Annotated in this window: 10 protein-coding genes; 7 read left to right on the top strand and 3 right to left on the bottom strand. The window is 37.8% G+C overall.

What is annotated here, in order from left to right; genetic code table 11:
• Positions 1–957 precede the first annotated feature (957 nt).
• The gene (locus AC106K_RS01040; protein WP_482442950.1) at positions 958–2,337 is read right to left on the bottom strand and encodes a PQQ-dependent sugar dehydrogenase; all 1,380 of its coding nucleotides are present in this window, start codon (positions 2,335–2,337) and stop codon (positions 958–960) included.
• Between the two features lie 216 nt (positions 2,338–2,553).
• Here AC106K_RS01040 and secD point away from each other — a divergent pair, with 216 nt between their 5' ends.
• The 3 genes from secD (at position 2,554) to AC106K_RS01025 (ending at position 8,018) form a co-directional block, all read left to right on the top strand.
• Complete coding sequence (secD, locus tag AC106K_RS01035; RefSeq protein ID WP_482442948.1) at positions 2,554–5,448, top strand: protein translocase subunit SecD; 2,895 nt, start codon at positions 2,554–2,556, stop codon at positions 5,446–5,448.
• A 371-nt stretch (positions 5,449–5,819) separates the two neighbouring features.
• The gene (locus AC106K_RS01030; protein ID WP_482442946.1) at positions 5,820–7,073 is read left to right on the top strand and encodes a TCR/Tet family MFS transporter; all 1,254 of its coding nucleotides are present in this window, start codon (positions 5,820–5,822) and stop codon (positions 7,071–7,073) included.
• 141 nt (positions 7,074–7,214) lie between these two features.
• Positions 7,215–8,018: an arylamine N-acetyltransferase family protein gene (locus AC106K_RS01025; RefSeq protein WP_482442944.1), complete on the top strand. Its 804-nt coding sequence runs from the start codon at positions 7,215–7,217 to the stop codon at positions 8,016–8,018.
• 208 nt (positions 8,019–8,226) lie between these two features.
• On the opposite strand, the gene AC106K_RS01020 is transcribed toward AC106K_RS01025, so the two are convergent.
• Positions 8,227–9,177, bottom strand: coding sequence for a hypothetical protein (locus AC106K_RS01020; protein ID WP_482442942.1), 951 nt, complete (start codon positions 9,175–9,177; stop codon positions 8,227–8,229).
• Positions 9,178–9,503: 326 nt separating this feature from the next.
• Here AC106K_RS01020 and AC106K_RS01015 point away from each other — a divergent pair, with 326 nt between their 5' ends.
• From AC106K_RS01015 to AC106K_RS01000, 4 genes are read left to right on the top strand one after another with little or no spacing between them, the layout of a single operon-like run.
• Positions 9,504–9,839, top strand: coding sequence for a Sec-independent protein translocase subunit TatA/TatB (locus AC106K_RS01015; RefSeq protein ID WP_047094949.1), 336 nt, complete (start codon positions 9,504–9,506; stop codon positions 9,837–9,839).
• Positions 9,840–9,842: 3 nt separating this feature from the next.
• Complete coding sequence (locus AC106K_RS01010) at positions 9,843–10,409, top strand: phosphatase PAP2 family protein (protein WP_482442940.1); 567 nt, start codon at positions 9,843–9,845, stop codon at positions 10,407–10,409.
• The gene (locus AC106K_RS01005; RefSeq protein ID WP_482442939.1) at positions 10,406–11,218 is read left to right on the top strand and encodes a tetratricopeptide repeat protein; all 813 of its coding nucleotides are present in this window, start codon (positions 10,406–10,408) and stop codon (positions 11,216–11,218) included. The genes AC106K_RS01010 and AC106K_RS01005 overlap by 4 nt, the downstream gene beginning before the upstream one ends.
• 29 nt (positions 11,219–11,247) lie before the next feature.
• Positions 11,248–11,823 carry a hypothetical protein gene (locus AC106K_RS01000; RefSeq protein ID WP_482442937.1) on the top strand — a complete coding sequence of 192 codons (576 nt, stop codon included), beginning with the start codon at positions 11,248–11,250 and terminating at the stop codon, positions 11,821–11,823.
• 50 nt (positions 11,824–11,873) lie between these two features.
• Here the strand turns inward: AC106K_RS01000 and AC106K_RS00995 are convergent, their stop codons facing one another.
• Positions 11,874–12,347 carry a 23S rRNA (pseudouridine(1915)-N(3))-methyltransferase RlmH gene (locus AC106K_RS00995; protein ID WP_482442935.1) on the bottom strand — a complete coding sequence of 158 codons (474 nt, stop codon included), beginning with the start codon at positions 12,345–12,347 and terminating at the stop codon, positions 11,874–11,876.
• Between the last annotated feature and the right edge of the window lie 174 nt (positions 12,348–12,521).

The raw sequence follows: 12,521 nt of genomic DNA, 5'->3' as shown, positions 1-12,521 counted from the left end.
GTTTAAAATTAAGCGTATAGATGATTAATTCGTGCATTCGTGGCAATAAAAACTGCTGAGCGTAACGCCCTTGCGAACGATCTTATAGGAAGTATTGTTAAAATACTTAGCGCCCACTAGCGTTTGAAATAGGCAGTCTCTACTTAACAACAATTTTCTGGTTGTAAGAATATTTAAAAAACGCAACGTCCGCAAGGCTATCTTGCATAGTTATTATTTTCGTCCGCAAAGGCATTTCGTTCAGCAAAGGGTGTCTTGGCTGAGTGCAACGCCTTAGCGAACGATCTTACAAGTGATAAATTAAAAAATACTTAGCGCACATTAACGTTTGAAATAGGCAATTTCTACTTAACAACAATTTTCTGGTTGTAAGAATATTTAAAAAACGCAACGTCCGCATGGCTATCTTGCATAGTTATTATTTTCGTCCGCAAAGGCACTTCGTTCAGCAAAGGGTGTCTTGGCTGAGTGCAACGCCTTAGCGAACGATCTTACAAGTAATAAATTAAAAATACTTAGTGCTCATTAGCGTTTAAAATAAAGAGTTTCTACTTAACAACAATTTTCTGGTTGTAAGAATATTTGAAAAACGCAACGTCCGCAAGGCTATCTTGCATAGTTATTATTTTCGTCCGCAAAGGCACTTCGTTCAGCAAAGGGTGTCTTGGTTGAGTGCAACGCCTTAGCGAACGATCTTACAGGAAATGTTTTTAAAGACACTTAGCGCCCATTAGCGTTTGAAATAGGCAATTTCTACTTAACAACAATTTTCTGGTTGTAAGAATATTTAAAAAACGCAACGTCCGCAAGGCTATCTTGCGTAGTTATTATTTTCGTCCGCAAAGGCACTTCGTTCAGCAAAGGGTGTCTTGGCTGAGTGAAACGCCTTAGCGAACGATCTTACAAGTGATAAATTAAAAATACTTAGCGCCCATTAGCGTTTGAAATAGGCAGTCTCTACTTAACAACAATTTTCTGACTGTAAGATTTCAGGTTGCCGGATTTTATGTTGATAAAATAGACACCAGCCGGTATTCCGGAAATATCAATACCTTTTCCATCGATGATCTGACGGGCTTCCAAAACTTTTCTTCCCTCCATACTGATGATTTCTGCTGTTACCTTTTTATCTTTAGTCCCCTTGATGAAAATCTCTTTGTGAGCAGGATTAGGATAAACGTTTATCTTTCCTAAATTATTATTTTCCTCTGTCCCTAAGGTCCCTGTGGTAATTTTAAAGATCTTTCCGCTATTCACTGCTGCCACATACAATTCCTTTTGTGCATCCTGCCCGAAAGTGGAGAAATTGTTTCCTGTGTAGGGCGAGGTCCATGTTATGGTATTGCTGTTATCCAGGATTCCGATTTGCGTAGAGCAATAATCGGCAAAGAAATATTTTCCCTGAAGAGCCGGATATTGAGTGCCTCTGTAAACATAGCCTCCGGTGATGGAACATTTATTTCCGGAATGGTCATAGACGGCGATGGGGAAGGTTATCGTAGACTGGGCAGGGCAACCTGTACTGTTATTGTAGACATTGTTTCCTTCATAGCAGCGCCAGCCATAATTCAAACCGGCCTGTGTGATTGGCATTTTATTGATTTCTTCTATGGTTTCCTGTCCTACGTCGGCAATTATAGCATTTCCTGTAGTGAGATCAAAGGAAAATTTCCATGCATTTCTAAGTCCATACGCCCATATTTCATCAGCTCCATCCACACCGGAGCCGGCAAAAGGATTGTCGGGAGGGATATTATACGGAGTAGGATCAGTGGCATTTACATCGATTCGCAGCATTTTTCCTAAAAGTGAATTTTTGTTCTGAGCATTATTGCCAGGGTCTCCTCCGCTTCCTCCATCTCCTGTAATGATCCACAGTTTTCCGTCCGGGGCAAAGTGAATGCTTCCGCCATTGTGATTGGCAAATGGTTTGGGGATGTTCAACAGGATTTTTTCAGAATTGGCATCTGCTACATTGGGATCGGTGGAGCTTACGGTGTATCTTGCCACAATAATATTTCCGGAAGGATTATTGTAATACACAAAAAAATACCCGTTGGTAGAGTATTGTGGATGAAAAGCAAGTCCGAGAAGTCCTCTTTCGCCGCCAAAATTAATTTTGGAAGAAATATTCAGAAAATGGGTGGCATTAATTGTCCCATTGGGTTGAATAATTCGTATAATTCCGTTTTGCTGAACGACAAAGAGGCGGCTGTCATTGGCGTTTGTAATCTCGACCGGACTGGTCAATCCGGTGGCAAATTCTTCCAAATTAATGCTTTGAGAATTAACAATTAAGGAAGAAAAAATACTGATGCTAAAAAGTAAATTTTTCATAATATTTTGATATTTAGTGCGTTGATATAAGAATGAAAATTTTATACCAATCGAATTTTGAAAATTTCATTATGATAGTAAGAAATAATTGTTAAATCTTAAATAGAAATCAGAATGCTGATATATCTGAAAATAAACCATTTCTGTTGTTAAAAATTCATAAAATACAAGAAAATCATTATATTTGCCGACTTAATTTAACGTAGTTATAACAAAATGCAAGGAAAAGGACTTATTACAATTGTTGCTATTGTCCTGGGGTTGATCTGCTTAAACGAGCTATTACCAACCTGGTACGCCAGCAAAATTGAATCGCAGATCGAAGCTGCGAAAGGAAACGAGAAAGAGATCAAACGAATCAAGGAAGATACTCTTAATCTTGGGTATACAAAGCTTTATTATTCAAAAGCTAAGGACAAGGAAATGAAACTGGGTCTTGACTTAAAAGGAGGGATCAACGTTCTATTGGAAATCAACCAAAGAGATTTGGTAAATGATTTAACCAATTATTCTACCAATCCTGTTCTTATTGAGGCTTTAAATAAGACTGATGAAGCTCAGAAAAACTCAACAAAATCTTACATCGACAATTTCTTTGAACAGTTCGATGCGGTAAACAGAGCGAAAGGAACCAACCTTAAGCTTGCTGATCCGGAACTTTTCGGAAATACCAACTTATCTGAAATCAAGTACAACACTACTGACGAGCAGGTAAAAAGTATTGTAAAAAGAAGAGTTGATCTTTCAGTAGGTACAGCTTTCGAGGTAATCAGAACGAGAATTGATAAGCTTGGAGCCATCCAGCCAAACGTTCAGAGAGTACCTGGTACAGCTAGAATTTCTGTGGAAATGCCTGGTATGAAAGACATCGACAAAGTGAAGAAAATGCTTCAGACTTCTGCAAAACTTCAGTTCTGGGAAGTACAGCAGGTTCCTGAAATTGCACCTTATTTCCAGACTTTGACAACTATGGTTGCGGCAAAAGGAGATTCTATGGGAGTAGCAAAGAATGTGAACTTCATGAATCTTTTACAGCTTGACAAATTAAGAACAAACGGTGTTGCCAATGTAAAACTATCTGATACAGCTGTTGTAAACAAAATTTTAAACAGCAAAGTAGGTCAGTCTTTACGTCCGGCTAACATTAAATATACACAGTTCATGTGGGGTTACAAACCTGAAGCTACAAGTCCTGATGATTTAGTATTGTATGCAATCAGAAGTAACATTAACCAAAAAGCTCCGGTTGACGGTGCTGTAGAAACTGCCAACATCAGCTATGATGAACTTGGAAGAGTAGTGGTAGACATGCAGATGGATTCTAAAGGAGCAAAAGAATGGAAAACATTAACGGAGAAAAACGTTGGAAAACCAGTTGCTGTAACTCTTGATAACAGAGTATATACTGCACCAAACGTTGTAAATGCTATTCCTAACGGTAGAACACAAATCTCTGGTAACTTCTCTCAGGAAGAAGCTAAAGAATTGGTTGACGTTCTTGGAGCGGGTAAATTACCTGCTGGTGCAAAAGTAGTACAGGCTACTCAGGTAGGTCCGTCTCTTGGACAGGAGTCTATCAACGCTGGTATGATTTCATTTGCTATTGCATTCTTAATTATCATTGTTTATATCATTTTCTATTACGGTGGTGCCGGTGTGTACGCTGTGATTGCAATGGTAATCAACTTATTCTATATTTTCGGAATTATGGATTCCGGAGACTTTACGCTGACACTTCCTGGTATCGCAGGTATCGTATTGACGATGGCGATGGCAGTAGATACCAACGTAATTATCTATGAAAGAACAAAAGAAGAATTATTTGCAGGGAAAAGCATCCTTGAAGCTTATAAAGATGGTTTCAAACATGCATTAAGCGCAATTATCGATGGTCACTCGACTACGTTACTGACTGCGGTAGTATTATTCTTCTTCGGAACAGGACCTATCAAAGGATTTGCCTTGACATTGATGATCGGTATTATCATGACATTGTTCACTTCTGTATTGTTATCAAGAGTAATGATCTTCAGCAGACTGAACAAAGGTAAGCACCTTTCTGTATGGACTCCGCCAACGAAAAACCTATTCAGAAATACTTGGATCGATTTTATCGGAAAGAGAAAATATGCATACATCATCTCTGCTGTATTAACAGTAATCTGTATTGTTTCTATGGTAACTCACGGATTCAAATATGGTATCGACTTTACTGGAGGTAGAAACTATGTGGTAAGATTTGATAAAGAAGTAAATGCTAATGATGTTGAAGAAAAATTAGTAAAACTTTTCAAAACTGAAGACGGGAAGAATTCTTCTGTAGAAGCTAAGACTTTCGGAAATGCAAAACAATTGAAAATCTCTACAGATTACCTTATTGAAGACGAATCTTTAAAGGCTGACCAAACGATTGAGAATAAATTATATGAAGGATTAAAAGGAGATCTTCCTGCTAATATTACCCTGACTGAATTTAAATCTGCAGACAAAGACCACGCAGGGATCATTTCATCTGAGAAAGTAGGTCCTACGGTAGCGGATGATATTCAGACGCACGGTATCCTTGCAGTAGTGGCTGCATTGGCGGGTATCTTTATCTATATCTTATTCAGATTTAGAAAATGGCAGTTCTCTCTGGGAGCTGTAGCAGCATTATTCCACGATGCGGTTATTATTTTGGGAACGTATTCACTACTTCACAAATATATGCCGTTCAATATGGAGATCAATCAGGATTTCATCGCTGCAATCCTTACGGTATTAGGATACTCAATCAACGATACGGTAATTATCTTCGACAGAATTAGAGAATATCTGAGAGAGAAGAAATCATTAACATTGGCTGGATTATTTGATGACTCTATTTCAAGTACATTGGGTAGAACATTCAACACTTCATTCACAACCATCCTTGTGATCCTTGCGATCTTCATCTTTGGGGGTGATAACCTGAGAGGATTCATGTTTGCCATGTTGATCGGTATCGGATTCGGTACTTATTCATCCATCTTTATTGCATCAGCAATTGCTTATGACTTCCTTAAGACAGGAAAAGAAGAAGAAGTACACGGAAAATCAACTTCTGAAAAAGAAGTACTTGCTTCAAAGTAATACGAACTACAATAAATTAGTAAAAGCCTTTCGAAAGAAAGGCTTTTTTTGTGCCCAGCATATCATTAAATTACCTTTTAAAAGAGCGGTTCTATTATGTTTCCCTATTCAACGGAAATGGTTATGCTAAGCTTAGCCGCATTTGGAAAGAATAGGGAATGATCAAAATGTAAGCCTGGATTAAATTTATTTTGAGGCAGGCTTTTTTATTTATTGTTATAGAATGTTTAATTTTTTGCGTTCTGTAGCATTGAAGTGAATATTAAAAACAGGACTTTTTTTATTTCAGAACAAGGGCTTACTATTATACTTCCTTAATACAGTAAAATTTAGAATCATTATTTTTAAGATTTGTTTAATTTTGCAGCATCATGGAAAATTCAAAGAAAAAAGCAGCTATTGGCTTTATATTTATTACTTTACTGATTGATATTACAGGATGGGGAATCATCATTCCCGTGGTTCCGAAATTGATTGAAGAACTGATTCATGCTGACATTAGTGAAGCCGCAAAATATGGAGGCTGGTTAGGATTTGCCTATGCATTTACACAGTTTATATTTTCGCCTCTTGTTGGAAACCTGAGTGATAAATATGGACGGAGACCTATTATCCTGATCTCACTTTTCGGGTTTGCTGTGGATTATATTTTCCTGGCATTGGCTCCGAGTATTTGGTGGCTGTTTTTAGGAAGAGTGATTGCGGGGATTACCGGGGCGAGTGTCACCACGGCGAGTGCCTATATTGCGGATATTTCCACGGATGAAGACCGAGCCAAAAACTTTGGATTGATAGGAGCTGCATTTGGACTTGGCTTTATCATAGGGCCGGTTCTAGGCGGTGTTCTCGGGCATTATGGTGCTAGAGTTCCTTTCTATGCTGCTGCCGGTCTTTGCTTGCTTAATTTCCTCTATGGCTATTTTATTCTTCCGGAAAGTTTGGATAAAGATAAAAGACGGGAATTCGACTGGAAAAGAGCGAATCCTGTAGGTTCATTTAAATTTTTAGGTAAACACCCTGAAATTTCAGGACTGATTGTTGCTTTGATTTTAATTTATATTGCAGGGCACGCTGTACAGAGTAACTGGAGTTTCTTTACCATGTATAAGTTTAGCTGGACCGAAAGAATGGTTGGGATCTCATTAGGAGTAGTGGGCCTTTTGGTTGGGCTAGTGCAAGGATTGCTGATCAGATGGACGACTCCGAGACTTGGAGAGCAGAAAAGCATCTACTACGGACTTGCACTGTATGCCGTTGGGCTGCTCCTGTTTGCATTCGCTTCAGAAGGCTGGATGATGTTTGTTTTCCTGATTCCATATTGCCTGGGAGGTATTTGCGGCCCGGCTTTACAGTCTGTGATTACGAAAAGTGTTCCTTCCAACGAACAGGGAGAACTTCAGGGTGCACTCACAAGTTTAATGAGTGCGACTTCTATTATCGGACCTCCGATGATGACGAACCTGTTTTACTTTTTTACCCACGATGAAGCCCCTTTTAAATTTTCAGGAGCTCCGTTCTTTTTAGCGTTTATTCTAATGGCTATCAGTGTAGTCGTCACTTATTCTGCGTTCCAGAAAAAACCGAAAAATATAGATACGCTCTCAGAAGATAAATATTCAAAATAAAACAGATAAGGTTAAGATCAATTGATACATCTTAACCTTATTTTTTTATAATCTGGTTTGAATATTTCCGTAACTTGTCATAGAGTTAGAACGGTTTTTGGATGGCCAGAACTGCCATATTTTAATGAAAAAGCTGAACGTATGGACGAATTAAAATTAGAAAAATACCTGGAACGGATTCATTATTCCGGAAATTATGATGCCAGTCTGGAGACGTTGAAGAAAATCCATCAGCTTCATCCTAAGTATATTCCTTTTGAAAATATAGATCCTTACACAGGAACTGTTCCTTCTTTGGAAATAGAAGACCTTTTCCGGAAATTGATTGTAGAATCCAGAGGAGGCTATTGCTATGAACAGAACCTGCTTTTGAGCGAAGTTTTAAAGTATTTAGGATTTAAAGTAAAGCTGCAACTGGGTAGAGTCGTCTGGAAGAGAGAGGAGAACAGTATTGCTCCGCCAACCCATTTATTATTGATTGTTGATCTGGAAGAAATAAAATATCTGGTAGATTGTGGTTTTGGAACAGCTACACTTACCAGTCCTCTGTTGTTGAATGAAATAGAACCACAACAAACACCTAACGGGATATTTAAAGTCTCCCATAAAGAAGACACGTATGTGCTTTGGTCAGGAAAGGATGACAAATGGTTTCCCGTTTATCGATTTATACTGGGAAATACAGAGCCTATTGATCTGCAAATACCCAACTGGTACTTATCTACTTATCCGGAGTCCAATTTTAAGAAAAGTCTGATTCTTTCAAAAGTAGACGAAAATGCCCGTTATACCTACACAGATCACGTTTTGAATATCAGATCTAATGATGGACTGAAAGAATCGGTTTCTATTAAAAATGAGATGCAGCTGTTTGAAATACTGAAAAATACTTTTGGATTGAAAGGAAATGCTATTGAGGCTCTGAAGAAAACAATAGAAAACTAGCTGATTATTTACTTTGATTTAACTTCCACAATATTAGAAGAATTCCTAAGGTTTTGTCGATTCCACAGACCTTTTATAAACTCAGTGAGAAAATATGATTGCTACGGATGCACGAATAAAAAATCGTGTAATAGTAATAAAGTTCAAAAAAAGAAGTTATCTCAAAAGTGAGATAACTTCCTGTATAAAAATTAATTATATATGAAGATTACGGGTAAAGTGATTTCGTTCCGTTGCTTACCACGTTGCTTCCCAATCCTGAAAATGATACAGAGAAGTTATTAGAATTGAAGCTTAAAGAACCGGTAGGGGTACAGATTCCCAATGCATATTGACACTGCCCGAACGCACCTGTTCTTCTAAGGATCTTACTTTCGCTCTTCGCTTTTCCTAAGCTGATATAGCCCCAATCGCTTACATCAGCATTGGAAACGGTAGATCCTGAATAATAAATCGTGATCTGATAACCGATTTCTCCTCTTTTAGATCCCCAAAGCCAGTTGGCTGTCCACCATTGTTTGTACCATGTGGAAACTACTTTTGAGGCCTGGCGGTCATTTGATGTTTCAGTATTAGCTCTTGTGTCCATCATCACCAATCCGCCAAAAATATTATCCCAGATAATTCCTGAATCATTGTAGAAACATAATGTCTTGAATGATCCGTTTTTACCATTCCAGGTTACTTCCATGACGTTGGTGCCGGTTTTCACTTCTTCTGTGATGGTTTCCCGCAATCCTTTTTGGGCTGTAGCCAGATCATCTCCGCTATACAGATCACCGATTTTCCCGATCTTTACAGAAGAAGGATCCATAATATTCCCCAATGCGATAAACTGGTCTTTATCAGAGACCAGATTTTGTGAAAGCTCGATTCCTTTTTGGGTAGCGATTTTCCCGATTACATTTACTTCTGCAATCTGTAAGTCACTTTTCAAATGGGCTTCGAGATTCTTTTTGGATTCATCCAGCTGCGTTTGTACCGTTTCCGGAACCATTTGTGAAGAAAGTGGGGTAGTTTCTTTTTTCAGATCAGCAGTGGTTACTTTAGCCTGTGCGGTTTCCTGCTGAGTGATTTCATTGTTTTCGTCACGGCAGCTGTTGAGGGCTAACACCGAGACTACGGCAAAAACTTTAAAGGTAGTTGCTAGTTTTTTCATATTAAATCTTTTTAAATTGTGCATAGTAAATATACTGATTCATTATTTAATTCTCAATGATTTGAATTAAATATTTGTTAATAATTAAAAAAATGAAAAACTGCAGAAGCTTGTTTTTCAAAGAAGTAGGTTGGGCGGAGGAATTTTAATGATGAGTTTTAAACGTCAATTTGTATTTGACGAATTGCAGCTTTATAGCCGTACTCAAAGCCTAGATTTCTGAATTTGAACGCCTGTATTGTGTAATTTTAAATTGAAAATCTTAAAATTTGTTTAAATTTTTAGTTTACGATCAATAAATGTATAATCTTTCGTAATTTTACAGCATGGAATTAAGCATTGGAGAAATGGCACTCATTGCCATTGCAATCGTTGTATTATTCGGACCGGATAAACTTCCTCAGATAGCACGTGATCTTGGCGCGGGTGTTAGGAAAATGCGTGGTGCAGTAGAAGATATTAAAACGGAGATTATGAAGGAGACGGATAATCCTGTTTCCGAAATCAAACGTGAAATCGAAAAGGTAAAAGATGCTGCCAAAGATTTCAACCCTGTGAATGATATTAAAAAAGATATTCTTACAGAACCGACGGCTACCAATGAACCTCCGAAACCAAAACCTTCCGAAGATGAAACTTACGAAGGACCTGTAAGCAGATAAGGTATGGAGGAGCTCATTCAGGAAGATAAAAAGGTATTTCTGTACCTTAATAATTTAGGAGACTCTTCTTTTGATCAGTTTTGGATGTTGATTTCCAGTACATGGATCTGGGTTCCCCTTTATATTATATTCCTTTATTTCTTATACAAAAACTACAAACTAAGATCTTTAGTTTTTATTCTTATATTTTTAACCCTTGGGGCTGTGATTTCAGATCAGCTTGCCAATGTTTTCAAGTATGGAGTGGCCAGGTTGAGACCATGCCATGATCCTACTTTGGAGCATCACATGAGGATTGTGAAATGTGGCGGGCAGTTTGGGTTTTACTCTGCTCATGCTTCAAATACCTTCTTTTTGGCAACTTATTTAGGTATTTTACTGAAAAAGCAGATTAAATGGTTTCCTTATGCTATATTTGTATGGGCTCTGGTTGTATCTTACAGCCGAATCTATTTAGGAGTGCATTTTCCAATTGATATTTTGGTGGGAGCGTTTGTTGGATCTTTATTGGGAGTGATATTTGGTGCACTCGCCAAAAAAGTGATCAATAAACAAACTATAACCTCATGAAAAAAATTTTATTACTGACAGCATGTATTTGCTTTTCCCTGAATGGATATGCCCAGGACAAAAAACTGGCCGAAGACTGTTTCAAAAAAGGGGATTACAAATGTGCCGAAGAACAGTATTCCAAACTGGCAGAAAAAGAGCAAATCCAGAAATTTCAGTCAGAGTATTATGACTATCTCGGGACCGCTCAGAGAAGACAGGGTAAAGCGGCGCTTGCTTTTAAATCTTATGAGTCTGCTTTAAAGGCCAATCCCTTGTCGGTTTCCGTCTATGCCAATCTTGCCTCATTACACAGCCAGAAAGGAAACAAAGTGAAAGCTTTGGAGTATATTCAGAAAGGCCTTCAGGTAGATGACAAAAATCCTGATCTGTATCTTACCCGTTCCAAAATCTATGACAGTCAGGGAAAAAAAGAATTGGCGATCAAGGATCTCAATCAGATACTGACCTTTGCACCGGATAATATTTTTGCCAAAACAGGACTAGCCAATCTGAAGAAAAACAGCGGTGATCTTGACGGAGCACTGAAAGACTACAATCAGCTTATTTCAGAAAAACCGGAATCTTTGCTGTATAACGGAAGGGCAGATGTTTATTTAAAAATGAAAAAATATAAGGAAGCCCTTACGGACGTCAATAAAGCAATTACTATAGATTCGAAATTTGCACAGTCTTATGTCACTAAAGCATTGGTTTTATTTGATACAGCCAAACCTAAGGAAGCTTGCGACAACCTGGATAAAGCAGTTGTTTTAGGATATGAAAAAGCAATACTGGCAGAATATTATACCAAGTGTACAAAAAAGTAAACTGTTTTCCGGGGACTTCCACATAAAAAATGAATAACGTAACGATTAAAATATTTTTAACAGCAACCCTGTTATTTTATGGATTTTCAAAAGGTCAGAAAGCGGAGGAATATATCAGCTATTATGAATTTAACCTTTGTAATTCGCCTCAGACGATTATACTGAAACATTATAAAGACGATACCTATTCAGCCACGATCAATACCCATTTGAAAAAGAAGGGAAGCGATATAGAGCTGCTTATTGAAACGAATCAGTTTCCGGATAAAAGCCGGGAAATGATTTCTCAGCTGAAAGATGCCGGCATTGATGCTGTAAACGAAACCTATAATGACGAGGGAATGTCTTACCTGGATGGAGATGCTTTAACGGTGAAGCTTTTGCGAAATAATACAATAGAAACATTTGCCTTTCCTGAGCTTTATCCTTCCGCCCAACAGAAAAAGGAAACAACGCCTTTAAGGCTTAAAGTTCAAAACTGGTTGATGATTATAGATCGTGAATATGGATTGAAGGATCAGTTTGAGAGTACTAAAAAGAACCTGAAAAGGGGAACTTATTGCTATAACAGCGGAACCGATACGGTTTGCTTCACAAAGAAATAAAATATTGTTACAAAAAATAAAAATGGCCTTACAAAGGCCATTTTTCAGTATTAGTCGTTATGATAAGGCTTACCCTGAAGAATCTGGTCAGCTCTATACAACTGTTCTACAATAAAAAGGCGAATCATTTGGTGGGTAAAGGTCATTTTGGATAATGACATTTTCTCATTGGCTCTGTTATACATTTCTTCTGAAAAGCCATAGGCTCCTCCTATCAGAATATGAGCCTTTTTCACAGAAGAATTCATCCAGGTATCAATTTTTTGAGAAAACTCGCGGCTGGTGAATTGTTTCCCTTTTTCATCCAGCATCACAACAAGATCGTTTTTGTCGATATGATTCAGGAATAGTTTGGCTTCTTCCTTTTTCAGAAGATCCGGAGAGAGGTTTTTTGCGTTTTTTACATCAGGAATTTCTATAATTTCAAAATTCCAGTGTTTGGGTAAGCGGTTGAGATAATAATTAATTAAAGAGGTGATCTCTTTATCATCTGTTTTGCCGATACAAAGTAAGCTGATTCGCATTGATAAAAGTTTCAGAGGGCAAAGATACTGCTTAAAGTTTTTGATTCAAAGTTTAGGCAGGGAAAGTAGAATTTAAAGGCTTTCCGGGAGAGGAGATTGTTGCTTTTATACATCATCTTTGAAGCTGTTACATTCGGGAAAACAGGACTGCTCTGTTTTATTATGTACCGTTAA

It is taken from the genome of Chryseobacterium sp. FR048 (assembly GCF_056844665.1).
The sequence above is the reverse complement of the archived record's forward strand: the minus strand, read 5'-3'. Positions and strand labels throughout refer to the sequence as shown.